This is a genomic window from Streptomyces sp. NPDC058257 (assembly GCF_042881845.1).
Taxonomy (GTDB): domain Bacteria; phylum Actinomycetota; class Actinomycetes; order Streptomycetales; family Streptomycetaceae; genus Streptomyces.
Genome location: NZ_JBHVXJ010000001.1, coordinates 487,566 through 511,449, shown reverse-complemented (window position 1 = coordinate 511,449; position 23,884 = coordinate 487,566). Strand labels below are relative to the sequence as shown.

Here is a 23,884-nt window from a genome sequence, read left to right as displayed (position 1 = left end):
GATTACGTTCCCCGGGTCCCTGCTCCGGGCCTCGCCGGAACCTCCTGACCCCGCCCTCGCCGACCCTCCTGCTTCAGCCCCCGGTACAGCGCCCCCACCAGATGCACGCTCCGCAGATCCTCCCCCGACGTCCCGCCGCCCATCTGATTCATCACGTACGCGAAGGAGACCCGGTTCTCCGGATCGGCGAACGCGTAGGACCCGCCGGCGCCCCCGTGCCCGAAGGCCCGCGGATTGGGTCCGGCCTGCCCGTACAGGTTCAGCATGTAGCCGAGCCCCCATTCCCACTTCTCACCCCACGCCGTCCCCGCCGCGAGCACCAGGTCCGGCTCGTCGGGCTGCCCCTGGCGAGTCCTGAGCCGCTCGAGCGCCGAGGCGCTCAGCAGCCGCCCGCCTCCCAGTGCCGCGTACACCGTCGCGAGACCCCGCGCTGACGCGTGCCCATTGGCCGCGGGGATCTCGGCGGACCGATAGGCCGCGGTGTTCACGTTGCCGACGGGCAGATACCGCAGGGCCAGCGTGGCGGCGGCCATCGGATGGTCGTCGATCGACTTCACCGGCGGCGCGGGCGGAGGAGCGGAGCCGAGCGCGCTGCGCGGACCGTCCGCAGTGAGCGGCTTCGCCATGTTCGCGCACCGGGCGTGCTCGCTCTCAGGGGTGCCTACGTAGACATCGGCTCCCAGCGGCTCCGTGACCTCGCTCCGCAGGAACGTACCGAGCGAGACGCCCGTGATCCGCCGGACGACCTCACCGACCAGATAGCCGAAGCTCAGCGCGTGGTACCCCTGCGCCGAACCCGGCCTCCACCACGGCGGTGTCGCGGCCAGCGCCCCGCACACCTTCTCCCAGTCGTAGAGGTCCTGGGACGTCATGGGGTCGTGCGGTGCGATCACCCCGGAACGGTGGCTCAGCAGCCAGCGCACGGGGATGTCCGCCTTGCCGGCCTGGGCGAACTCCGGCCAGTAGCGGGCGACCGGCGCGTCCAGATCGAGTTCGCCCCGGTCGGCAAGGAGGTGTGCGCACAGCGCGGTCATGCCCTTGGTCGTGGAGTACACGTTCACCAGCGAATCGCGCTCCCACGGGCGTGTGCCCGTCTTGTCCGCGTCACCGCCCCACAGGTCGACGACGAACTCCCCGTCGACCGTGGCCGCGACGGACGCCCCGAGGTCGCCGCGCTCGGTGAAGTTCCGCTCGAACTCCTCGCGTACGCCCTCGAAGCCGGGGGCACAGGTGCCATGGATGCGTGCGGTCATGACTCGTGACTCTCCTCGTTCGCTGGAAGCGCCGACCCGCCACATCCTCGCGCATGGTTGCCCACGGCACCTAGAGCGCAGCAGCAGACAGGGGGAGGGGGGAGGGGAGGGGAAGGGAGGAGAGGAGGGGGGAATGAGGGAGAAAAAAGAAAGGCAAGGAGGTGTTCCCACTCCTTGCCACTCTTAACTTATAGCGCACCGGGGGGCTTGCGGCAAGGCCCCCGTGGTGCCGCACAATCGCAGGCCGAAGCCGCCACCTGCCGAAACGGGAGATCCACTCAGTGCCTGCGCTGCTGTCCGCGTTCGACCTTCCCGCCCACCTCGCCCCCAAGGCCGACCCGACGCTGATCGCCCACGACGAGCAGCACTTCGCGGCCATCGAACTGAGCCTGGAGCAGGCGATCGCCGAGGTGTCCGACCGCCTCGACGCGCAGCGCAAGGCACCCGGCGGCATGGGCCGGGAGGCCATGGACCGGGATCTGGAGATCCACCGTCTCACCGGGCGCCTGCGCGCCCTGAGCCGCTTCGGTCTCGACCTGTGCCTCGGGCACATCGTCGGCGCGGACGACCCCGAGCCCGTGTACATCGGACGGCTCGGCCTCACCGACAGCGAGGGACGGCGGCTGCTGCTCGACTGGCGCGCCCCCGCCGCCGAGCCCTTCTTCGCCGCGACCCACGCCGACCCGATGGGCCTGGCGAGCCGCCGAAGATACCGCTGGACCCGCGGCCGGATCAGCGACTACTGGGACGAGGTGTTCACCGCCGACGGTCTCGAGGGGCACGCCGCGCTCGACGACCAGTCCGCCTTCATCGCCAGCCTGGGCGGCAACCGGTCGTCCCGGATGCGCGACGTGCTCTCCACCATCCAGGCCGACCAGGACGCCATCATCCGCGCGGGGTCCCGCGGTGCCCTCGTCGTCGACGGCGGTCCCGGCACGGGCAAGACCGTGGTCGCCCTGCACCGTTCCGCCTACCTTCTCTACTCCGACCCCCGCCTCGGTCACAGCCGCGGCGGCGTGCTGTTCGTCGGCCCGCACCGGCCCTACCTGTCGTACGTCGCCGACGTCCTGCCCAGCCTCGGGGAGGAGGGCGTGCGGACCTGCGTCCTGCAGGACCTCGTGACCGAGGGAGCGGACGCGGGGGCCGAGGCCGACCCGGAGGTCGCCCTTCTGAAGTCGTCCGCGGACATGGTGAAGGCGATCGAGAAGGCTGTCAGGTTCTATGAGGAGCCGCCCACCAAGGGGATGACGGTCTCGACCGACTGGGCCGACGTCTGGCTGAGCGCCGACGACTGGGCCGAGGCGTTCGACGCGGCGGGACGCGGCACCGCGCACAATGAAGCGCGCGAGCAGGTCTGGGAGGAACTCGTCGCGATCCTCCTCGAGAAGCTCGACGGCGATGTCCCCGGCGAGCTCTTCGAGCGGTCGCTGCGGCACGACGAGGAGCTGGTCACCACCCTGCACCACGCGTGGCCGCTGCTCGAAGCGGCGGACCTCGTCGGTGACCTCTGGTCGAACTCCGCCTACCTGCGGATGTGTGCCCCCTGGCTCAGCCAGGACGAGGCGCGCAAGCTGCGGCGCAAGGACGCGCCCCAGGCCTGGACGGTGTCGGACCTGCCGCTCCTGGACGCGGCGCGACAGCGGCTCGGCGACCCGGAGGCGGCCCGGCGGAAGCGTCGCCGGGAGGCCGTCCTCGCCGCCCAGCGCGAGCAAATGGCGCAGGTCGTCGACAACCTGATCGACGCCGCGGCCGCTTCTGGGGCGGACGGTGACGACGGTGAAGGTCTGGTGACGATGTTGCGCGGTCAGGACGCCCAGGTCAGCCTGGTCGACGAGTCCGAACTGCCGCCCGCCGACCCGGACCGGCTCGCGGGGCCCTTCGCGCACGTCGTCGTGGACGAGGCGCAGGAGCTGACCGACGCGGAGTGGCAGATGCTGCTCCTTCGCTGCCCGTCCCGGAGCTTCACCATCGTCGGTGACCGCGCGCAGGCCAGGCACGGGTTCACGGAGTCGTGGCAGGAGCGCCTCGGGCGGATCGGGCTCGACCGCGTCAAGGTGGAGTCCCTGAGCGTCAACTACCGGACGCCGGAAGAGGTCATGACGGAGGCCGAGCCGGTCATCCGGGCCGCGCTCCCGGACGCCAACGTGCCGACCTCCGTCCGCGGCAACGGCATCCCCGTAATCCATGGATCCGTCGCGGAGTTGGACCAGGTCCTTGACAACTGGCTCGCCGCCAACGCCGACGGGACCGCGTGTGTCATCGGCGACCCGGCCTTCCGGGCGACGACCCGCGTCCGTTCGCTGACTCCGCAGCTCGCGAAGGGGCTGGAGTTCGACCTGGTTGTCCTCGTCGACCCCGACGCCTTCGGTGAAGGCATCGAAGGAGCGGTCGACCGCTATGTCGCGATGACCCGCGCGACCCGGCAGCTGGTCGTCCTCACCAGCTGACGAGGGCGGCTGAAGAGGTGCGCCCGCGCTCGGCCGCCGGGACGGGGCCGAGCGTGCCATCGAGTGGTGCGGGGGCAAGGCGGGCATGTCGGGAACATATGTGCCCAATGCGTGGTGGATGACCTCATAAGGTCGGGGCTTGTGTCCTTCCCACCAAGGGTTGGACTTCTCTTCACATCAAGGTCACAGCCCCTTCCCTGATCCTTGCTCCCCTTGAAACACTTCACGCGCTCACGTCCCCCACACCACACATGACGAGGTCGAATCCACTCATGCCAGAACTCAATCGGCGCCGGTTCATGCAACTCGCCGGCGGCACCGCGGCCTTCGCGTCGCTCTCGCAGAGCATCTCCCGCGCCGCCGCCCTGCCCGCCCAGCGCCGCTCCGGCTCCATCGAGGATGTCGAGCACGTCGTCGTCCTGATGCAGGAGAACCGGTCCTTCGACCACTATTTCGGCACGATGAAGGGCGTACGCGGCTTCGGCGACCCGCGCCCGGTGACCCTGCCCAGCGGAAAACCCGTCTGGAACCAATCCGGCGGCGGTAAAGAAGTGCTGCCCTTCCATCCGGACGCCGAGGACCTCGGCATGCAGTTCATCGCGGGTCTCGACCACGACTGGGCCGGCGGCCACAGCGCCTTCAGCAACGGAAAGTACGACAACTGGATCCCCGCCAAGTCCGAGCGGACGATGGCGTACCTCACGCGCGACGACATTCCGTTCCACTACGCGCTCGCCGACGCGTTCACCGTCTGCGACGACTACCACTGTTCGTTCATGGGGGCCACGGACCCCAACCGCTATTACATGCTGTCCGGTCACGTCGGCAACGACGGCAAGGGCGGCGGTCCGGTCCTCGGCAACCAGGAGGCGGGCTACGACTGGACGACGTACGCCGAGCGTCTTGAGCAGGCCGGGGTCTCCTGGAAGGTGTACCAGGACATCGGCGACGGCCTGGACGCGGCCGGACACTGGGGCTGGATAGACGATGCCTACCGCGGGAACTACGGCGACAACTCGCTGCTCTACTTCAACAAGTACCGCAACGCCAAGCCCGGCGACCCCCTCTACGACAAGGCGCGCACCGGCACCAACGTGAAGGCGGGCGACGGCTACTTCGACCTCCTGAAGGCCGACGTGAAGGCCGACAAGCTCCCGCAGGTCTCCTACATCGCCGCGCCCGAGGCGTTCTGCGAGCACCCCAACTGGCCGGTGAACTACGGAGCCTGGTACATCGCGCAGGTCCTGGACGCGCTCACCTCCAACCCCGAGGTGTGGAGCAAGACCGCGCTGTTCATCACGTACGACGAGAACGACGGCTACTTCGACCACGTCGTCCCGCCGTACGTGCCGTCCTCCGCCGACCAGGGTCTGTCCACCGTCGACACGAAGCTCGACTACTTCCCGGGCGACGCCAAGTACGCCGCCGGACACTACGGCCTCGGCCAGCGCGTCCCGATGGTCGTCGTCTCGCCCTGGAGCACCGGCGGGTTCGTGAACTCCGAGGTCTTCGACCACACGTCGATCATCCGGTTCATGGAGAAGCGATTCGGCGTCCGGGAGCCCAACATCTCGCCGTGGCGCCGCGCCATCTGCGGTGACCTGACCTCCGCCTTCGACTTCGGCGGCAAGGACATGAACCCGGACGAGATGCCGGACACCGACGCCTACGAGCCCCCGGACAACAAGCGCCACCCCGACTACGTGCCCAAGGCGCCCGCGAAGGCGTCCCTGCCCAAGCAGGAGTCGGGCTCGCGGCCCTCGCGCCCGCTGCCGTACGTCCCGCTGGTGGACGGGACGGCAGTGCCCGCCGACGGCAAGTTCACGCTCACGTTCAGCGGCGGTGAAGCGGCCGGCGCCTGCTTCCACGTCCGCTCGAACAACCGCACGGACGGCCCCTGGACGTACACCACGGAGGCCGGAAAGAAGATCTCCGACACCTGGAACACGGCGTACTCGAAGGACGCGTACGACCTGTCGGTGTTCGGCCCGAACGGCTTCCTGCGCGTCTTCAAGGGACCCGGCAAGACCGCGGGACCCGAGGTCACCGCCCGCCACGACAAGGCCACCGGCAACCTCGTGCTCACCCTGAAGAACGCGGGCAGCGCCGACGTCAACCTCAGCGTGTCCAACTCCTACGGCGGCGCCGCCCAGACGTTCAAGGTGAAGGCGGGCGGCACCGTCAAGCACACCGTCGATCTGCGCAAGAGCAAGCGCTGGTACGACGTGACGGTGAAGTCCGACGCGGACAAAACCTTCCTGCGACGCTTCGCCGGGCACGTGGAGAACGGCCGGACCGGGGTCAGCGACCCCGCGATCGTCTCCGCCTGACACGTCGATCCCTGGTGAGGGAGGGCCGCCGTCGGACTACAGCTCCGGCGGCGGTCCCCACGCCCCCAGGTCCGGCCGCCCCCACGGCAGTCCGGTCCGCTCGCACGCGATCCGCAGCTCCTCGGGGTCGGGCACGTTCAGGCTCTCCTTGCGGATGACCTGGCCCGTCGGCGACCAGACGAGAAGCGTCTCGACGCTGTCGTCGTGGTCGTCGACGCCCACACCGCCGATCGACGGCCGCGCGTGCTGCCACTCGGCCTTCCCCCGGCCGCCCTCGGCGGCCATGCGGATGCCGTGCCCGCCCAGGACGAGTGCGGGGCGGCGCCGGTCGTACACGAAGGCGCAGAGCGCGCCCACCGCCGCGCCCGCGGGAACGCCCCAGGCCGCCCAGCTCAGGCCGCTGTCGAAGAGATAGCGCAGCTTGAAGGCGAGCACGCCCATGACGACGACACCGGCGGCCACACCGGCGATGTAGTACCACTTGCGGGTGGCGCCGGGCATGCCCACGGTCACTTCGGCGGCGGGAGCGGCAGCCGCGGCCGCCGTTGCCGGGCCGGCGGCCGGCGCGTACGCGGGATGGGCCGAAGGCGGTTGGACCGAGGCCGCCGAGAGGCCCGCGAACGCCGCCGACTCGTACGCGTCGCGCTCCGGATCGCTCACGGGATAGCCCAACGCCCTAGCCTGGTCCCGCAGTTCACTGCGCGAGACCCGCAGCGCGCCGAGCGGCGCGTGCAGCAGTTCCTCGCCCTCCGTGCCACGCAGCCGCAGCCATGGATGCCCGGAGCGGGTGTGCAGTTCGAGGCCGCCGATCTCCGTGCGCGGGATGCGCAGCGCGCCGTGCTCGCCCTCCCAGCCCACGTGGTCGATGCCGAGCGTGAACCGCGCCTCGGGCAGCACCTGGTGCGGCAGGAAGTTCGGGTCCACGTCGTAGGCGTTGTTGCGCCGCTGGTCCTGGATCACGCGGTAGCCGCGCGAGCGGAGCACGGCAAGCAGCTCGTCCGGCGGAACGGCGCCCGAGTGCGAGGTGCCGATCAGGGCCAGGTCGTGTCCGTAGAACTGCATGATGAGCGAGACGCTGGCCTTGCCGTCGCCGCTCTCGCGGGTGAGCTCCGTGGGCACGATCCCGGCGATCGCGGACGCGGGCAGCTCCGTCGTGCCGAACCACGGGTCGCGCGCGGTGACACCCTGCGGGCTCACCGTCCAGTGTGCGGGCGGGGTGCGCAGGACACGGTAGAAGGAACCGGCGGCCCACACCAGGACCACCGTGGCGAGCGAGGCGATCAGGGCCACGCGCCCCTCGATGCTGTCGTCCGAGGGCGCGATGACCGCGCCGAGACCGACGAGCCCCACGACGCAGAAGCCGATCCGGCGCCCCAACTTCCGCGAGCGGACCTCCGGTTCGGGCCGGGAGAGTTCGACGGGGCCGACGGCCTGGGCGGGCAGCGGCCCCTCGGCCGACGCCGCGAGCAGCGCCGCCTCGCGCCGTGAGAAACCCGCCTCACGGGCTACCGCGTTGCCCTCCGGCTCGCCAGGACCGTCGAAGAGCCGCAGCGGGGCGCCCAGTCGCCGGGTGGTGACCCAGAAGGGGAACATGGCGATGGCCATGTCCTCCAGGCCCATCGCGCAGAGGTTGCCGACCTTCGTCGAGCCGTAGTCGGTGGGGGCGCGCACTTCGAGCGCCATCGCGCTGAGCAGCAGGGGGTGTTCCCGCGAGAAGGGGTACGTCGTCGTGGCCCGGCCCCCGCCCAGCCGCTGGAGGCCCGCGCCGCTCAACCGCCAGACCGTACGCGCCCTCAGGCGGGGCCAGGCGGCGCCGAGCAGCCAGCCGAGCAGGGCCGCGCCGAGCGGAACCAGCGTACGGACGAGGGTGTCGTCGGCGCTCACGTACGCGAGCAGGCCCGCGACGACGCCTGTCAGCGGCGGCATCCACCAGGGTGCGAAGACGGTTCGCGGGCGGTTCGACTCGATGAACGGCCCCGCGACCTGAGCGACCACGACCTGCCGGTCTCTCGCGGCACGTGCTGATTCCATTGTGGTGTCCTCCCCGTGAGTCGACCGAGCCTGCCGCCGAGAACAGGAGAGCGTCAAATCCCGCCCGCGAGCCGGGGGTGTGCACCTGTGATCGCTTCGAGGTTCGCTTCCGGGCTCGGCCCGCCCGGCGTTTTGCGGACGAACTCGGTGAAGTCGGTGATGGCTGGAACAAGACCCCGGTGAGTCCGTCGTCACAGGTCCCGCCAGACCCTGGCGAAGCGCCCGACCCATCGGGGTAGTGTGCCCGGGTGACAACGCATTCGAACACTCCTGCAGGCTGGTATCCGGACCCCCAGGGCGCGCTCCGGCTGCTGCGCTGGTGGGACGGCGCTCAGTGGACCCAGCACACAAACCCGGACCAGCAGCAGGCCGGCGGTCAGCCCGCGCAGGCCGCTCAGCAGGCCCAGCAGGTTCCGCAGCAGGGCCAGCAGGTTCCGCAGCAGGCCCATCCCGCGCAGCCGCAGCAGGCCCAATATGCCCAGCCGCAGGGGCAGTTCGGTCAGCAGCAGGCCTACGGTCACCCCCAGCAGGCGGCCCCGCAGGCCGACCCCGCCAAGGTGCAGCGCCAGGTCCAGCAGCAGGCGGGCGTCGCGCCCTCCTCGCAGGGCGGTGGCACGCTCTTCACCGAGCCGGTCCTCGTGGTGAACCAGAAGGCCAAGCTCATCGAGCTGACGAACGAGTACACCGTCATGGACCAGTCGGGCAACTCGCTCGGCTCGGTCGTCCAGGTAGGTCAGAGCACGCTGAAGAAGGTCGCGCGCTTCGTCTCCAGCGTCGACCAGTTCATGACGCACAAGCTCGAAATTCGCGACGCGTACGGGCAGCCGGTGCTCCACCTGACCCGCCCCCGCAAGTTCATGAAGTCGCGGGTCATCGTCGAGCGCGCCGACGGCCGGCCGATCGGTGAGATCGTCCAGCAGAACATGATCGGCAAGATCAACTTCGCGATCATGGTCAACGGCCAGCAGGCCGGTGCGATCAAGGCCGAGAACTGGCGCGCCTGGAACTTCTCGATCGTCGACCACGCGGACAACGAGGTCGCCCGGATCACGAAGACCTGGGAAGGCCTCGCGAAGACGATGTTCACGACCGCGGACAACTACGTCCTGCAGATCCACTACCAGCTGCCCGAGCCGCTCCTGAGCCTCGTCGTGGCGACGGCCCTGACGGTCGACACGGCGCTGAAGCAGGACTCCCGCGGCTTGGGGTGACGGTCCTTCGGGCGACGGGCCCGCATCTCGTACGGCATCGGCCGCGCTCCTGAACCCAGGAGCGCGGCCGATGCCGTTTCGTGTGTCGTGCCCGGCAGTCCTAGTGGCGCGACAAGTGGAGCGAGGCGGCGGGCTCGGTCTGTGCGGGGACGGACGGCGGATAGCCGGGCGCGGAGTCGGGTGTGGCGGCGGACGCGGAGACCCGCACGGGCGCGGCGTCCCGCGGTGACCGTGTCAGTACGACCACGCCGTACGCCGCCACCGCCGCACCCCCTGCCGCCAGGAAGAGACCGGCCACGCCGCCCTGCAGCCGCTCCCCGAGCAGCGCGAGACCGATGGCGGCCGCGGCCACCGGATTGGCCAGGGTGACGACGGCCAGCGGTGCCCCGAGGCCCCCGCGGTACGCGGTCTGGGACAGGAAGAGGCCTCCCACGGCGAACGCGGCGACGAGCAGCGCCACGACGATCACCTGCGGGCTGAGCGGCGGACCCGAGCGGTCCGTCGCCGCGACCGTCACGGTCTGGGTGAGGGCCGACGCGACGCCCGAAGCGAAACCGGAAGCCGTCGCGTGACGGAGCCCCGGCCGCGTACCCGGACGGGAGAGGACGCCGATGACGGTCACCGTGAGGCCCGCGACGGCCAGCGCCTCGGGCAGGGTCAGTGTGTCGTCGGGTGCGGGCCCGGTGGCGGTGAGCAGCAGGGCGCCGAGGCCGATGAGCGTGAGCCCGGTGCCGCGCCACTCCAGCGCCGTGACCCGCCGCCCCGCGAGACGCGCGCCGAGCGGCACGGCGGCGACCAGGGTGAGCGCGCCGAGCGGCTGGACCAGGGTGAGCGGGCCGTACTTCAGGGCGACCACGTGCAGCAGCGCCGCGGCCGCGTTGAGCCCGACGGAGGACCACCAGGCCCCGCTGCCGAGCAGCCGCAGGAAGCCGTTGCCGGTGCCCGGGATGCCGGCGGCGAGGCGCTCCTGGGCGACGGCCGCGGAGGCGTACGCGGCGGCCGACACGAGCGAGAGCGCGACGGCGAGAAGTGTGGCGTTCACCGTCGGACTCCCGGGGCGGCCAGTTCACGCGCGGGCGCGCGGCGCCGCACGACGAGCGAGCGCGCGGGGTCGGGGAGCTTGATCACGGCGAGCGCGATGCCGAGCAGAGCGGAGACCGCGATGGCGTCGAGCCAGTAGTGGTTGGCGGTGCCGACGACCACGAGCAGGGTGATCAGCGGGTGCAGCAGCCACAGCCACCGCCACCGTGAGGAGGTCGCGGCGATGAGTCCGACGGCGAGCATCAGCGCCCACCCGAAGTGCAGGGACGGCATCGCGGCGAACTGGTTGGCCATCGAATCGGCCTGCGGGGCGGCACCGTAGACGGTCGGCCCGTACACCTGCCCGGTGTCCACGAGCCCGGTCGCCTCCAGCATCCGCGGCGGCGCGAGCGGGAAGGTCAGGTGCAGTACGAGGGCCGCCGCGGTCAGCGCGGCGAGCACCCGCCTGCTCCACAGGTAGTGCCGGGGCCGGCGCAGGTAGAGCCAGATCAGGAACAGGATCGTGGCCGGGAAGTGCACGGTCGCGTAGTAGGTGTTCGCGACGTGCACCAGGGTGTCGCTGCTGAGCAGCACGTCCTGGACGGCGCCCTCGCCCGGCAGACGCAGGGTGCGTTCGGCGTCCCATACGCGGTGTGCGTTGCGGAAGGCCTCACCGGTGTGGCCGTTGGCCAGCAGCCTGCCGAATTTGTAGACGAGAAAGAGTCCTACGACGAGGAGGAGCTCGCGGACGAGGGGCGGTCGGGCAGATGTGTCCGGCTCCCGGACGGCTATGTCCGGTTCCCTTTCGGCAGGCTCGGTTCGGGATTTCATCCCCCGGCCCCTTTACGTGATGACTGGGTGGTGCGGGTAGTGGGTGAGGAGGCCCCCCGTTCCGTCGGGGCAGCGTCCTGCGCATCGATACGACAGTGTACCGATACGCCAGTGTACCGATACGGAAGCGTACCGGTACACTGGTGTATCGATAGCGTCGGTCGAAGCCGCCGCACCGAGGAGAAGAGTCATGACGTCGCCGGACCGGGCAGCAGACGCAGCGACAGCGGACCCCGTGGGTTCCTCGCGCCGCTCCAAGATCACGCCCGAGCGTGAGCAGGAGTTCTACGACGCCGTCCTCGGCCAGCTCCGCGAGTGCGGGTACGACGCCGTGACCATGGAGGGCGTGGCCGCGACCACCCGGTGCAGCAAGTCCACGCTCTACCGCCAGTGGAAGACGAAGCCCCAGTTCGTGGCCGCCGCGCTGCGCGCCAACCGCTGCGTACGTTTCGCGGGCATCGACACCGGCACGCTCGCCGGTGATCTGCGCGAGGCGGCGCGGGCCGCGGGGGAGTGGTCGACCCAGGACAGTCTGCTGGTGCAGGCGCTCAGCCACGCGATCCTTCAGGACGAGGATCTGCGCAGCGCGCTGCGTGAGGCGCTGGTGGAGCCGGAGACCCGGGCGCTGGACGACCTGGTCGAGCGCGGGGTGGCCCGGGGCGAGATCGCCGCCGACCATCCGGCCACGCGGTTCATCACGGCCCAGCTCATGGGCGTGGTCCGGGCCCGCCCGGTCCTCGAGGGCAAGCACGCGGACGAGGAGTACCTCTCCGCCTTCGTGGAGGCATGTGTGCTGCCCGCACTGGGTCTGACCGGACCCACCTGATCGTGGACCGGGGTCCCATGGATGACGGGCCCCGATCTGCCTGCGCCGCGCCGCACCGTGGGGACGGGGGTGGCGTGGCCGCCTTTGGCCGGGCGGGCCGGAACCCTCGTGGTTCCGGCCCGCCCGGCTCAGACGTTCATGGACCCGGGCAGGCGTTCATGGACCCCGTCGGACTTTCACGGCCCCGTCAGACCTCCTTGCCGTTGCCGCCTCCGCCGCCCGACGCGGCCTTGATCCCCTTGGTGATCTCGTCCATGACGGACACCTTCGGGGACTTGTCGTTGACGTCGATGCCGAAACGGACGATGACGAGCTCGGACTTCACGGTGGGCGAGGGGAAGGCGAGCGACTGGACGTACCCGTCGTCGCTCTTCTCGGTGACGGCCTTCCAGCGCACGAGGTAGCCCTTCTGCCCCGCGACGGTGACTGCCTTGGACTCCAGCTCCTTGTGCGAGGTGACCTTGCCGTAGGTCTTGCCGCCGTAGGACTCCTTGGCGTTGACGGAGATGTCGGCCTTGGCCGCTTTCTCGGCTGTCTTGGCGTCGACCTTGAAGCCCTTGGCGGGTCCGGAGTACGCGCCGCCGCGCGTGCAGGTCTTGTCGGTCTCCCTGGGACACGGATAGGGGTCCGTGGTCACCGAGGCGCCGCCCTCCTGGCCGCTCGCGCCGGTCCAGCCGTCCGGCACCGGGAGGCTGATGCCGCTGAGGAGGTCGGTGGCGTACCCCTCCTCCGACGGTGGCGCGGAGCCGCCGCCGGGAGGCTGGGACTGCTCGGGGTCCTGCGGGTTCTGCGGGTCCTGGGGCGCGCCCGGCTTCGACGGGGCGGAGGACGAGGGGGCCTTGGCGGCGTTGTCGCCGTCCCCGCCGTCGTCGGAGGTCAGGAAGTAGACGCCGCCGCCTATCCCGGCCAGGACCACGAGGGCCACACCCACGGCTATGCCTATGCGGAGGCCGCGCTTGGGGGCGGTGGGCTGTCCCGGATAGGAGGGGTAGGCAGGGTATGCGCCCGGGGCTCCGGTCGGGGTGCCGGTCGGGGCGGTGGGCGGATAGGCCGGGGGCGCCGCCGGAGCGGAACCGCCCCGCTCGGCGGCGGAACCCACCGCGCGCACCTGATCCGTCCATACGTTCCCGTCCCACCAGCGCTCGGTACGGGGGCCGTCAGTTGTCTGGCCGGGGTCGGGGTACCAGCCGGGAGGGGTTACCTGGGTCATGGGCGCCAGGGTATGAGCATTCGGTGAAAGCGGCATGAGAGGGGGACGGGAGGGCTTGTACGGGGGTCGCCATCGGGCCGCTCCACTCGGCCGGGAGGGAGGCGAGTTGCCTGAAGAGGAGGCGAGTCACCCCAGGGGGAGGTGAGTTCACCGCCCGTGCCCGTCCACGACAAGGCGCACGGGACCGCCGCCCACGGGTGCGGGCACCCGCACCCCGGTCCGCCCCGGAGTGATCGACCCCAGCACGCTCGCATGCCGGGCTCCCGTGCTCTGCGGCACCGTCCCCGGCAGCCCGTGCGCCGTCAGGAACCCCAGTACCGCGAAGGCGTACGCCTCCTTCGCGGCGGACGGAAGGCCGAGCTCGTCGGAGGTGCGCACCGGGATCCCGCCCCCCGGCCTCCCCAACTCGGCCCGCAGGAAGGCCATCAGCGTCGGATTGCGGGTGCCGCCTCCGGAGGCGACGACCTCGGATGCGTCGACCGCCCTGACGGCGTCGGCGACCGTACGGGCGGTCAGCCGGGTGAGCGTGGCGACGACGTCCTGCGGGGCGAGGGCCTCGTACCCGCTGAGCGCCGCGCGCAGGTAGGGCAGATGGAAGAGCTCCTTGCCGGTGGTCTTCGGGGCGGGCCGCGCGTAGTACGGCTCGTCCAGCAGGACAGCGAGCAGCCCCTCGTCGACCGTGCCGCGCGCGGCCATCTCGCCGTCGAGGTCGTACGTGAGCCGCTCCCGCGTCAGGTCGCGTACGGCGGCGTCGATGAGGGCGTTGGCCGGGCCCGTGTCGAAGGCGGTGCCGTCAGGGGCGGTGATGTTGGCGATGCCGCCGAGGTTCAGCGCGGCGGGGGCGCCGGGCCTGCCGCGCAGCCACATCCGGTCGACGATGCTGACCAGGGGAGCGCCCTGGCCGCCCGCTGCGATGTCGCGGGGGCGGAAGTCGGCGACCACCGGGAGCCCCGTCCTCTCGGCGATCCACGCGGGCTGCCCGATCTGCAGTGTGCCGTGGACCTGGCCGTCCTGCACCCAGTGGTAGACCGTCTGCCCGTGTGACGCCACCAACTCCGCGCGTCCGTCGCACAGTTCACGGTCGGCCTCGGCCGCCGCCGCGGCGAAGGCCTGGCCGATGCGGGTGTCGAGGCGGCAGATGTCCGCAAGCGTGGTGGTGGCGGGCGGCAGGGCGGCGCCGAGCGCCGTGCGCAGCGCCTCGTCGTACCCGCGGGTGATGAGACCCAGTGGAGAGAGCAGCAGACGGTCGCCGTCGATCGTCAGGTCGGCCGCCGCGACGTCGATGGCGTCGTACGAAGTCCCCGACATCAGCCCGATCACGCGCAAGAACTGCTCCTCTCGCTCTCCTCACCGATGTGTTTGATCATCGCAGCGATGACGGGGCAAGCGCACTCGCACGTACGATCCAGTTCAGGCGGCGGAGTGATCAGAGACAGGGAGGAGAGTGCGACTTGTCCATGTCCGCCACGGGATCATCCGGCCCGGCCACAGGAACGCGCCGCACGAACCTCACCCGAACCGACGGCGCCTGGAACGGCCTCCTCGGAGACTCCGGGGTCGACGCCCCGCACCCGGACCACCCGTCAGCCGTCCCCGAGGCCCGCGGACAGCGCCAGTCGTCGGCACTCCCCGGGGCCGCCCCAAGCGGTGCGCAGCGCTCGCGCCTTCGTCAGCCACAGCGACAGGTCGTACTCCGCCGTGTAGCCGATCGCCCCGTGGAGTTGCAGGGCCGCTCGCGCGGCGCCGTAAGCCGCCTCGCCCGTCGCTGCCTTCGCCGCCGCCACATCTGCCGTCCGCAGGGTCAACGCAGCCCCGTACAGCAGGGGTCGGGCGAACTCCAGGCCTATCAGGACGTCCGCGAGGCGGTGCTTGACCGCCTGGAAGCCGCCGATCGGTGTGCCGAACTGGGTGCGCTGTTTCACGTACGCGACCGTCTTGTCGAGGAGCGCGAGACCGACCCCCAACGCCTGTGCGGCCGTCGCGAGCGAAGCCCAGTGCGCCGCGCACCGGGAAGCCCGCGTCACCGACGGGCCCGAGGCGAGGAGTTCGCCAGGGCCGAGCCGGGCGAGGCGGCGCGCCGGGTCCAACGACCGCTCCACGCGCGCGTGCCCGGAAGCCAGGCGTAGTTCGCCGTCCGTCGCGGTCAGCCGCAGTGTCGCCGCGTCCGCGTCCAGTGCGAACGGCCCCCCTTCGGGCAGAGCGAGTGTCGTGACGGCCTCCCCGGTGGCCAAGGAGGGAAGGAACCTCTTGGCCGGGGCCGCTTCGCCCAGCTCGGCGAGGCGGGCGAGCAGCGCGCCCGCCGCGACCGTCTCGACCAGGGGGCCTGGTGCCGCGTGCCTCCCCAGCTCGATGAAGGCGAGGCAGACTTCGACAGGGTGCGGTCCCACTCCCTCGTACTCCTCGGGAACGGCCAAGGCGAACACGCCCGCGTCCGCGAGCCGTCCCCACACGGCACGCCCCGGCGCGTGGTCCCCGGCGGCCCACGCCCTCGCGGCCGCCGGAGTGTCGGCAGCCGTCAGCATCGCGTCGAGCGAGCGCGCGAACTCGCGCTGCTCGTCGTCGAGGAGGAACCTCATCAGCGGCGTCCCTTCGGCAGTCCGAGCAGCCGCTCGGCGATGATGTCGCGCTGGATCTCGTTCGTGCCCGCGTAGATCGGACCGGCGAGCGAGAAGACGTACCCCTCCGCCCACTCGCCGCCGTCCGCCAGCTCGCCCTTCGCACCCAGAAGGTCCAGCGCGGTCTCGTGCAGCGCGATGTCGTACTCGGACCAGAAGACCTTGTTCAGGCTCGACTCCGCGCCGATCGCCTCGCCCGCCGCGAAGCGTGACGCGTTGGCCCACGTGAACAGCTGATAGGCGCGGGCCCCGATCACCGCGTCGGCCACCCGGTCGCGCAGCGCCGTGTCCGAGGGGTCGCCGTCCGCGCGCCACTGGCGCACCAGACGGTCGGCCGCGGCGACGAAGCGGCCGGGGGAGCGCAGCGTCAGACCCCGTTCGTTGCCCGTCGTCGACATCGCGATCCGCCAGCCCTGGCCCGGCTCACCGATCACGTCCTGGTCCGGTACGAAGACGTCGTCGAGGAAGAGCTCGGCGAACGCGGGCTTGCCGTCCAGGCGCCCGATGGGGCGGACGGTCACGCCGTCCGCGTCGAGCGGGAACATGAGGTACGTAAGGCCCCGGTGCGGTTTGGCGGGGTCGACGGCGGGGTCGCTGCGGAACAGGCCGAACGCGCGATCCGCGAACGCCGCCCGCGACGACCAGGTCTTCTGTCCGCCGATCAGCCAACCGCCGTCCACACGGCGCGCGGTGGACCGCAGCGACGCCAGGTCCGAGCCCGACTCCGGCTCGGACCAGGCCTGAGCCCAGATCGTCTCGCCGCTCGCCATCGGCGGAAGGACCCGCGCGCGCTGCTCGTCGGTACCGAAGTCGAAGAGGGTCGGCGCGAGGAGGTTGATGCCGTTCTGCGAGACGCGGCCGGGGCCGCCCGCCGCGAAGTACTCCTCCTCGAAGACCAGCCACGTGACGATGTCGGCGCCCTGCCCGCCGTACTCCTCGGGCCAGGAGACCACCGACCAGCGGTCGGCCGCGAGCTCGCCCTCCCACGCGCGGTGGGCCGCGAATCCCTCCCGGGTCTCCAGCGAGGGCAACGGCTCCGCAGGCACATGGCCGCGGAGCCAGTCGCGCGCCCGCTGCCTGAATTCCCCTTCCCCGGCGGTGAAGTCGAGGTCCATCAGTTGCCCACCTCTTCGGTCGGTGCTCGCTTCGGCTGGTTCTTCCCCGGCGCTCTTCCCTAACAAGTGTTTGGTAGATTACCCTGGCATTGAGCCAGTCGTCGAGAGCGAGTCGAGAGCTAAGGGGGCCGAGCATGGACGCACCCGCGTACGTGCCGGGGCACGGTCTGCTCACGGGCCGCACCGCCGTCATCACCGCCGCGGCCGGAGCGGGCATCGGCGGCGCCACCGCCCGACGCTTCCTGGAGGAAGGCGCGCGCATAGTCATCGGCGACGCCCACCCGCGCCGCACGAAGGAGACGGTCGAGGCGCTCGCCGGGGAGTTCGGCGCCGACCGGGTCGACGGGACGCCGTGCGACGTCACGGACGAAGCCCAGGTGCAGGCTCTGTACGACCTGGCCGAGCAGCGCCACGGCGGCCTTGACGTCGTCGTGAACAACGCGGGCCTCGGTGGCACCGTCGAGCTCACCGAGATGACCGATGAACAGTGGGACAGAGTCATCGACGTCACGCTGAACGGCACGTTCCGCTCCACCAGAGCGGCCCTGCGCCGCATGCGGGCCGTCGGCCGGGGCGGCGTGATCGTGAACAACGCCTCGGTGCTCGGCTGGCGCGCCCAGGCGGGCCAGGCACACTACGCCGCGGCGAAGGCCGGCGTCATGGCCCTCACCCGCTGCGCCGCCGTCGAGGCCGCACCCCACGGGATACGGATCAACGCGGTGTCGCCCAGCCTCGCCATGCACCCGCACCTCGCGAAGGTCACATCGCCGGAGCTGCTCGAAGAGCTCACCGCGCGCGAGGCGTTCGGACGGTATGCCGAACCCTGGGAGGTAGCCAACGTCATCGTCTTCCTGGCCAGTGAGTACTCCTCGTACATGACGGGGGAGACGGTCTCGGTCAGCAACCAGCACGCCTAGGCGGAGAATGACCGTGTGTCGAAACCGAAGCAGAGCAGTACGAGCACCAGCCCCACCACCAGCACGAAGAAGGCACCCGTCAAGAAGGCGCCCGCCAAGAACGCTCCGGGCAAGAACGCTCCGGCCAAGAACGCTCCGGCCAAGAAGGCCGCGGTGAGTCCCTCACCCGAGCGCCGCGGCGAACTTCTCGCCATCGCCGCCGACGTCTTCGCCGAGCAGGGGTACAACGCGACCACGGTCCGCAAGATCGCGGACGCCGCCGGCATGCTCGCCGGCAGCCTCTACTACCACTTCGACTCCAAGGAGTCGATGCTCGAAGAGATCCTCTCCACCTTCCTCACCGAGCTGTGGGACGGGTACGACACCGTGCTCCAGTCGCACCTCGGCCCCCGCGAGACCCTTGAGGCGCTCGTCACCGAGTCCTTCCGGGAGATCGACCGGCACCGCTCCGCCGTCGCCATCTACCAGAAGGAGTCCAGGCACCTGGTCGCGCAGGCGCGCTTCCAGTACCTGACCGACTCGCAGCAGCGCTTCGAGAAGACATGGCTGACGACGCTGGAGCGCGGCGTCGCGGAGCACGTCTTCCGCGACGACCTGGACACCCGGCTCGCCTACCGCTTCGTGCGCGACACCGTCTGGGTCGCCGCGTCCTGGTACCGCCCCGGGGGCGGCCACAGCCCCGAGGAGATCGCCCGCCAGTACCTGTCGATGGTCCTGGACGGCATCGCCGTACGCACATAGAGGGAGCGCGTCGTCGTCCCGGCGACCGCACCGACCGAGGAGCACGAGGAGTACGCAGCCATGGCCGAGGCCTACATCGTCGAAGCGGTCCGCACCCCCGTCGGCAGGCGCAAGGGCGGCCTCTCGGCCGTCCACCCCGCCGACCTGGGAGCCCACGTCCTCACCGCACTCGTAGAGCGCACCGGAATCGACCCCGCGGCCGTCGAGGACGTCGTCTTCGGCTGTCTGGACACGGTCGGCCCGCAGGCCGGTGACATCGCCCGCACCTCCTGGCTGGCGGCAGGGCTGCCCGAAGAGGTGCCCGGCGTGACGATCGACCGGCAGTGCGGATCCTCGCAGCAGGCCGTGCACTTCGCGGCGCAGGGCGTCCTGTCCGGCACACAGGACCTCGTCGTCGCGGGCGGCACACAGAACATGTCGATGATCCCCATCGCCTTCGCCTCCCGGCAAGCAGCCGAACCGCTGGGCCTCACCGAAGGCCCGTACGCGGGCAGCGAGGGCTGGCGCGCCCGCTACGGGGACCGACCCGTCAACCAGTTCCACGGCGCCCAGCTCATCGCCGAGAAGTGGGGCATAACCCGCCGTGACATGGAGGAGTTCGCGCTCCGCTCGCATCAGCGGGCCGTCCGCGCGATCGACGAAGGCCGCTTCGACCGCGAACTCACCGCCTATGGAGACGTGAGCGCCGACGAGGGCCCGCGCCGTGACACGACCCTGGAGAAGATGGCGGGCCTCAAGCCCGTCCTGGACGAGGGCACCATCACCGCCGCCTGCTCCTCGCAGGTCTCGGACGGCGCCGCCGCGATGCTCGTCGCGAGCGAACGGGCCGTGCGGGAACACGGGTTGACGCCCCGCGCCCGCATCCACCACCTCTCGGTGCGCGGCGAGGACCCGATCAGGATGCTGTCCGCGCCGATCCCCGCCACCGCGTACGCCCTCAAGAAGACCGGCATGAGCATCGGAGACATCGACCTCGTCGAGATCAACGAAGCCTTCGCACCGGTCGTTCTCGCCTGGCTGAAGGAGACCGGGGCCGATCCGGAGAAGGTCAACGTCAACGGCGGCGCGATAGCCCTCGGTCATCCCCTCGGGGCGACCGGCGTCAAACTGATGACGACGCTCCTTCACGAACTGGAGCGCACAGGAGGCCGGTTCGGACTCCAGACCATGTGCGAAGGCGGTGGCCAGGCGAACGTGACCATCATCGAGCGCCTCTGAGAGCGTCCCCGGCCGCGTCCGGATCCGGGCTCGCCCCCACCCTTGCGGGAGTTGCTGCCCGGACACCGCACCGTGAGGCCCTCTCCCCAGCTAGTCTCGATGGTTGTACGTCGATTGAGCGACCTCGGGAGGTAGCGCGATGACACAGGGACGGCCCGGAGGTGGCACCTGGGCCCCGCTGTGGGAGCGCGATGCGGAACTGACCGCGGTCGCGGGGGCCGTCGACGAGCTGTGCTCCGACGTGACCACGGCGGGCGGTCTGCTCGTCTTCCAGGGCGAGGCCGGCATCGGCAAGACAGCGCTCCTCTCCGAGGTGCGGCGCATCGCGGAGGGGCGGGCCACGGTGTGGTCCGCGCGGGGCGGCGAGACCGTCACCTCCGTTCCCTTCAACGTCGTACGACAGCTGTTGCAGTCGGCTCTCGTCGACCTCTCGCCCGAAGAGGCCCGGGAGTATCTCGGCGACTGGTATCCGATCGCAGGACCCGCGCTCGGCATAGCCGAGCCGGGTGGCAGGCAGGCCGACCCGCAGGGCGTGTGCGACGGCCTGGTCGAGGCGGTCGTGCGCCTCTCGGGGTGCACTGGCCGCTCGTCCTGCTCATCGACGACGCGCACTGGGCCGACCAGGAGACCCTGCACTGGCTGGCCGCGTTCGCCCAGCGCCTCCACGAACTGCCGGTCCTCGTCGTGGTCGCCCACCGCCCCGACGAAGTCGCGGGCGACAGCGCGCGCCACCTCGCGGCGGTCGGCGCCGCGGCCCGCCCCTCGCCCCCGCTGCGCGCGCTCACCCCGGATGCGGCGGCCGGGCTCACCCGCGCCACCCTCGGCGAACACGCGGACGCCCCGTTCTGCCGCGAGGTGTGGGCGGTCACCGGCGGCAATCCGTACGAGTCCGTGGAGCTGCTCGCCAAGGTCCAGGACAGCGAGCTCGAGCCGGTGGAGAGCTCCGCCGCCGAACTGCGCGCCCTGAACCGCTCGGCGCGCGGCCGTGGCCTGGTCGCCCGCCTCGAAGGGCTCGGCACGGACGTCACACGGTTCGCGTGGGCCGCGGGGATCCTCGGCACAGCCATCTCGCTCGACCTCGCCGCCTCGCTCGCCGGGATGCAGCGCGCGCAGGCCGAGCGGTGCGCGGAGCGGCTGCGCGCCGCGCGCATCCTGCTCGGCGGCGAAGAGGGCCTGGAGTTCGTCCATCCGCTGATCGCCAGCACCGTCTACCGCTCGATCCCGCCCGCCACCCGCACCGCGATGCACGGCCAGGCCGCCTGGGCCGTCACGCTGTCCGGGCGAGGCCCGGCAGCCGCCTCCCGGCACCTCCTTGAGGTCCACCCGGACGACGACCCCGAGCTGGTCGAGCAACTTCGGGAAGCGGCGGCCGAGCACCTCGCCGTCGGCGCGCCGGACGCGGCCCGCCGCTGCCTCGAACGCGCCCTGCGGGAACCACCGCGGCCCGAGGCCCTCGGGCGCGTGCTCTATGAACTGGGCTGCGCCACGCTCCTGACCTCGCCCGTCACGACCATCGGCCATCTGCGCGAGGCCATCCACGCGGCGGGGCTCGACCGCGATCTGAGAGTGGACGCCGTCTGCCGCCTCTCCCAGGCCCTCGTGCACAACGACCAACTGGAGGAAGCCCTGCGTGTCGTGGACGCCGAGGCCGCCCGGCTCGAGCCCGGACCCGACCGGATGCGTCTGCAAGGTGTCCACTACATGTGGGAGGGCATCCACTCGCGCGAGGAGGACGCCACGGGCCGTTCGCGACGCCTTGCCGTACTCGCCGGGCCGCTGCAGGGACGCGACAACTCCGAGCGTGCGCTGTTGATCCTGCGTGCCTTCGACGCCATGACCCGTGGGGAGAACGCGGAGGAGATCGTCGAGCTCTGCGACCGCGTCCTCGTCAACGGCCGCCTCGCGCCCGGGCTCGGCTGGACCGACACGGAGTGGGGCTTCGAGCTCCTGACGATGCTGGGCGGCTCGTACATCTTCACCGACCGCCTCGACCGTGCCGAGAGCGTTTTCGCCGAAGGGGTCCGCGCCTATGAGGCCGCGGGCTGGAGCGGCGGCCATCTCGCCGTCGCCAAGGCCTGGCTGGGTCTTGTGTACCGCAGGCGCGGACGTCTGGGCGAGGCGGAGGCCGAACTGCGGGAGAGCCTGCGCCTGTCCGACCGGGTGGGCACCGGGCTTCCGATGCACTGGGACGCCGCGTGCAAGCTCATCGAAACGCTGCTCGCCCGCGGCAAGGTCGCCGAGGCCCAGGAGATCGCCGACCGCTACGGCATCGCGCCGCCCTTCCCCTCCACGATCTTCCTGCCCGACATCCACTCCGTGCTAGGCCGTCTCCTCATCGCCACGGGGCGACGGTCGGAGGGCTTGGGAGAGCTGGAGGTGGCGGCCAAGACGTCGCACGAACGCGGTCGCTACAACACGATCGTCGCCCCCTGGGCGAACGACCTCGCCCGCGCACTCGCCGAGAAGGACCCGCGACGGGCCGCCGGACTGGTCAAGGACGTACGGATCCAGGCGGAGCTCTTCGGCACGGAGACGGCGATCGGCGAGGCGCTGCGGTGCGCGGCGTCCCTGGAGACCGGCCAGCGTGCGGTCGCGCTGTACGCACGGGCCGTCGCCTGCCTAGAGGCGTCGCCGTGCGCCTATGAACACGCCGTCGCCCGGGTCGAGTACGGCATCGCGGCGGGGGCCGCGAACGAGCTGGCGCGGGGCCTCGCCCTGGCCGAGTCCTGCGGAGCGGACGGACTCGCCGCCCGGGCACGGCAGTCCTTGGCGGTGGCCAGGGTGTGAGACGGGGGTGGAGCGGCTCAGCCCGCCCGGCGATCAAGGCGCGGGCCAGGGGCGGAGCCCCGGTTCGGGGCAGGGGCAGGGGCAGCGGAGGAGAGCCGCTCCACCACCTCAGCCGCTTCCGCCATCACTCCTGAGATCGGCTCCTCGCGCGATGGCGGATCTTCGTTTGTCGGGGAGGGTAGGGGAGGAGAGCTGCTCCGTTGCGTCAGCTGTCTCCGCCAGCGTTGCTGAGGTCAGTTGCTGGGGCGATGGCAGGTCTTCGTTTGTCGGGCAGGGGCAGGGGAGGAGAGCCGCTCCACCACCTCAGCCGCCTGCGCCATCACTCCTGAGATCAGCTCCTCGCACGACGGCAGATCCTCGATGACCCCCGCGACCTGCCCGGAAGCCATCACCCCCGCCTCCGGCATCCCGTCCACCATCGCCGACTTCAGCATCATCGGCGTGTTCGCGGCAAGGAGGACCTGACTCCACGTCATCCCCTTCCCGTGGCGCATCGCGAGCCCGTCCCTGACCATCTCGCCCCAGCCCATCCCGGACATCTTCCGGAACGCGGCGGCGTGCCGGACGGCCCGCGCGAGGGACGCCGCCCGCCCCGACTTCTCCAGCGAAGCGACAAGATCCGTGCGCAGCATCCGATGCGGGAGACCGTCCACCCGCGTGGTCACCGTGACGTCCTTGACCGACGCGGCCAGATAGCGCGCCTTGACCGCGTCCGGCACCGTCGAGTCCGACGTCAGCAGGAAGCGCGTGCCCATCGCGACCCCGGCGGCGCCATAGGCGAGCGCGGCGACGAGACCCCGCCCGTCGAAGAAGCCGCCCGCCGCGATCACCGGAATGTCCACCGCGTCCACGACCTGCGGCAACAGCACGGTCGTCGCCACCTCACCCGTGTGCCCGCCCCCCTCACCGCCCTGGACGACGACAGCGTCCGCGCCCCATGCCGCGACCTTCTCGGCGTGCCTGCGCGCGCCGATGGACGGGATGACGACCACCCCGGCGTCCTTCAGCTCCGCGATCAGCTCCTTAGAGGGGGCGAGCGCGAAGGAGGCGACGCGCACCCCTTCGTCGACGATGACCCGGACCCGGTCCCGCGCGTCGCCCGCGTCGGCGCGGAGGTTGACCCCGAAGGGCGCGTCCGTACGGGACGTGACCTCGCGCACGGCGGAACGCAGCTGGTCGACGGTCATCGTCGCGGAGGCCAGGATGCCCAGGGCACCCGCGTTCGCCGTCGCGGAGACCAGTCGGGGGCCCGCCACCCAGCCCATGCCGGTCTGCACGATGGGATACCGGACACCGACCAGCCTGGTCAGCGCCGTCTCCATGCCCGTGGGG

At 71.3% G+C, this 23,884-nt stretch carries 16 protein-coding genes and 1 pseudogene; 8 read left to right on the top strand and 9 right to left on the bottom strand.

Going from position 1 to position 23,884, the window contains the following annotated elements:
• Positions 1 to 2 precede the first annotated feature (2 nt).
• Complete coding sequence (locus ACFVXC_RS02140; RefSeq protein WP_389900589.1) at positions 3 to 1,253, bottom strand: serine hydrolase domain-containing protein; 1,251 nt, start codon at positions 1,251 to 1,253, stop codon at positions 3 to 5.
• A gap of 281 nt (positions 1,254 to 1,534) precedes the next feature.
• On the opposite strand from ACFVXC_RS02140, the gene helR reads away from it, so the two are divergent.
• Both helR and ACFVXC_RS02130 read left to right on the top strand, forming a co-directional pair.
• Positions 1,535 to 3,700: an RNA polymerase recycling motor ATPase HelR gene (helR, locus tag ACFVXC_RS02135; protein ID WP_389900587.1), complete on the top strand. Its 2,166-nt coding sequence runs from the start codon at positions 1,535 to 1,537 to the stop codon at positions 3,698 to 3,700.
• Positions 3,701 to 3,972: 272 nt separating this feature from the next.
• Positions 3,973 to 6,030 carry a phosphocholine-specific phospholipase C gene (locus ACFVXC_RS02130; RefSeq protein WP_389900585.1) on the top strand — a complete coding sequence of 686 codons (2,058 nt, stop codon included), beginning with the start codon at positions 3,973 to 3,975 and terminating at the stop codon, positions 6,028 to 6,030.
• 36 nt (positions 6,031 to 6,066) lie between these two features.
• Here the strand turns inward: ACFVXC_RS02130 and ACFVXC_RS02125 are convergent, their stop codons facing one another.
• A complete protein-coding gene (locus ACFVXC_RS02125; protein ID WP_389900583.1) occupies positions 6,067 to 8,061 on the bottom strand; it encodes a hypothetical protein in 1,995 nt (664 codons plus the stop codon).
• A 248-nt stretch (positions 8,062 to 8,309) separates the two neighbouring features.
• On the opposite strand from ACFVXC_RS02125, the gene ACFVXC_RS02120 reads away from it, so the two are divergent.
• Entirely contained in the window at positions 8,310 to 9,272 is a 963-nt protein-coding gene (locus tag ACFVXC_RS02120) for a phospholipid scramblase-related protein (protein ID WP_389900581.1), read from the top strand.
• Positions 9,273 to 9,372: 100 nt separating this feature from the next.
• Here ACFVXC_RS02120 and ACFVXC_RS02115 read toward each other — a convergent pair whose 3' ends face one another.
• Both ACFVXC_RS02115 and ACFVXC_RS02110 read right to left on the bottom strand, forming a co-directional pair.
• Positions 9,373 to 10,314, bottom strand: coding sequence for a hypothetical protein (locus ACFVXC_RS02115; protein WP_389900580.1), 942 nt, complete (start codon positions 10,312 to 10,314; stop codon positions 9,373 to 9,375).
• Positions 10,311 to 11,123 (bottom strand): phosphatase PAP2 family protein, encoded by an 813-nt coding sequence (locus ACFVXC_RS02110; protein WP_389900578.1) that lies wholly within the window; start codon positions 11,121 to 11,123, stop codon positions 10,311 to 10,313. The genes ACFVXC_RS02115 and ACFVXC_RS02110 overlap by 4 nt, the downstream gene beginning before the upstream one ends.
• Positions 11,124 to 11,313: 190 nt before the next feature.
• Here ACFVXC_RS02110 and ACFVXC_RS02105 point away from each other — a divergent pair, with 190 nt between their 5' ends.
• Positions 11,314 to 11,949 carry a TetR/AcrR family transcriptional regulator C-terminal ligand-binding domain-containing protein gene (locus ACFVXC_RS02105; RefSeq protein WP_389900577.1) on the top strand — a complete coding sequence of 212 codons (636 nt, stop codon included), beginning with the start codon at positions 11,314 to 11,316 and terminating at the stop codon, positions 11,947 to 11,949.
• 187 nt (positions 11,950 to 12,136) lie between these two features.
• Here the strand turns inward: ACFVXC_RS02105 and ACFVXC_RS02100 are convergent, their stop codons facing one another.
• From ACFVXC_RS02100 to ACFVXC_RS02085, 4 genes are all read right to left on the bottom strand, one after another.
• Positions 12,137 to 13,159, bottom strand: a complete 1,023-nt coding sequence (locus ACFVXC_RS02100) for a DUF2510 domain-containing protein (RefSeq protein ID WP_389900575.1) — start codon at positions 13,157 to 13,159, stop codon at positions 12,137 to 12,139.
• 147 nt (positions 13,160 to 13,306) lie between these two features.
• On the bottom strand, positions 13,307 to 14,485 hold the full coding sequence (locus ACFVXC_RS02095; protein ID WP_389900573.1) for an anhydro-N-acetylmuramic acid kinase: 1,179 nt from the start codon (positions 14,483 to 14,485) through the stop codon (positions 13,307 to 13,309).
• A gap of 257 nt (positions 14,486 to 14,742) precedes the next feature.
• Positions 14,743 to 15,735 carry an acyl-CoA dehydrogenase family protein gene (locus ACFVXC_RS02090; protein WP_389900571.1) on the bottom strand — a complete coding sequence of 331 codons (993 nt, stop codon included), beginning with the start codon at positions 15,733 to 15,735 and terminating at the stop codon, positions 14,743 to 14,745.
• Entirely contained in the window at positions 15,735 to 16,889 is a 1,155-nt protein-coding gene (locus ACFVXC_RS02085; RefSeq protein ID WP_389900569.1) for an acyl-CoA dehydrogenase family protein, read from the bottom strand. The genes ACFVXC_RS02090 and ACFVXC_RS02085 overlap by 1 nt, the downstream gene beginning before the upstream one ends.
• Before the next feature lie 134 nt (positions 16,890 to 17,023).
• Here ACFVXC_RS02085 and ACFVXC_RS02080 point away from each other — a divergent pair, with 134 nt between their 5' ends.
• The 4 genes and pseudogenes from ACFVXC_RS02080 (at position 17,024) to ACFVXC_RS02065 (ending at position 22,552) form a co-directional block, all read left to right on the top strand.
• On the top strand, positions 17,024 to 17,806 hold the full coding sequence (locus ACFVXC_RS02080; protein WP_389900568.1) for an SDR family oxidoreductase: 783 nt from the start codon (positions 17,024 to 17,026) through the stop codon (positions 17,804 to 17,806).
• Between the two features lie 153 nt (positions 17,807 to 17,959).
• Positions 17,960 to 18,547 carry a TetR/AcrR family transcriptional regulator gene (locus tag ACFVXC_RS02075; protein ID WP_389901534.1) on the top strand — a complete coding sequence of 196 codons (588 nt, stop codon included), beginning with the start codon at positions 17,960 to 17,962 and terminating at the stop codon, positions 18,545 to 18,547.
• A 60-nt stretch (positions 18,548 to 18,607) separates the two neighbouring features.
• On the top strand, positions 18,608 to 19,765 hold the full coding sequence (locus ACFVXC_RS02070) for an acetyl-CoA C-acetyltransferase (RefSeq protein ID WP_389900567.1): 1,158 nt from the start codon (positions 18,608 to 18,610) through the stop codon (positions 19,763 to 19,765).
• A 139-nt stretch (positions 19,766 to 19,904) separates the two neighbouring features.
• Positions 19,905 to 22,552, top strand: a pseudogene (locus ACFVXC_RS02065) (ATP-binding protein).
• 233 nt (positions 22,553 to 22,785) lie between these two features.
• Here the strand turns inward: ACFVXC_RS02065 and ACFVXC_RS02060 are convergent.
• A complete protein-coding gene (locus ACFVXC_RS02060; protein WP_389901532.1) occupies positions 22,786 to 23,874 on the bottom strand; it encodes an NAD(P)H-dependent flavin oxidoreductase in 1,089 nt (362 codons plus the stop codon).
• Positions 23,875 to 23,884: the final 10 nt, after the last annotated feature.

What these genes read in the sequence shown, in the direction of transcription:
- ACFVXC_RS02140 (WP_389900589.1), bottom strand. Translation starts at nt 1,253, where the DNA reads ATGACCGCACGCATCCATGGCACCTGTGCCCCCGGCTTCGAGGGCGTA.
- ACFVXC_RS02130 (WP_389900585.1), top strand. Translation starts at nt 3,973, where the DNA reads ATGCCAGAACTCAATCGGCGCCGGTTCATGCAACTCGCCGGCGGCACC.
- ACFVXC_RS02125 (WP_389900583.1), bottom strand. Translation starts at nt 8,061, where the DNA reads ATGGAATCAGCACGTGCCGCGAGAGACCGGCAGGTCGTGGTCGCTCAG.
- ACFVXC_RS02110 (WP_389900578.1), bottom strand. Translation starts at nt 11,123, where the DNA reads ATGAAATCCCGAACCGAGCCTGCCGAAAGGGAACCGGACATAGCCGTC.
- ACFVXC_RS02105 (WP_389900577.1), top strand. Translation starts at nt 11,314, where the DNA reads ATGACGTCGCCGGACCGGGCAGCAGACGCAGCGACAGCGGACCCCGTG.
- ACFVXC_RS02100 (WP_389900575.1), bottom strand. Translation starts at nt 13,159, where the DNA reads ATGACCCAGGTAACCCCTCCCGGCTGGTACCCCGACCCCGGCCAGACA.
- ACFVXC_RS02090 (WP_389900571.1), bottom strand. Translation starts at nt 15,735, where the DNA reads ATGAGGTTCCTCCTCGACGACGAGCAGCGCGAGTTCGCGCGCTCGCTC.
- ACFVXC_RS02085 (WP_389900569.1), bottom strand. Translation starts at nt 16,889, where the DNA reads ATGGACCTCGACTTCACCGCCGGGGAAGGGGAATTCAGGCAGCGGGCG.
- ACFVXC_RS02080 (WP_389900568.1), top strand. Translation starts at nt 17,024, where the DNA reads ATGGACGCACCCGCGTACGTGCCGGGGCACGGTCTGCTCACGGGCCGC.
- ACFVXC_RS02070 (WP_389900567.1), top strand. Translation starts at nt 18,608, where the DNA reads ATGGCCGAGGCCTACATCGTCGAAGCGGTCCGCACCCCCGTCGGCAGG.
- ACFVXC_RS02060 (WP_389901532.1), bottom strand. Translation starts at nt 23,874, where the DNA reads ATGGAGACGGCGCTGACCAGGCTGGTCGGTGTCCGGTATCCCATCGTG.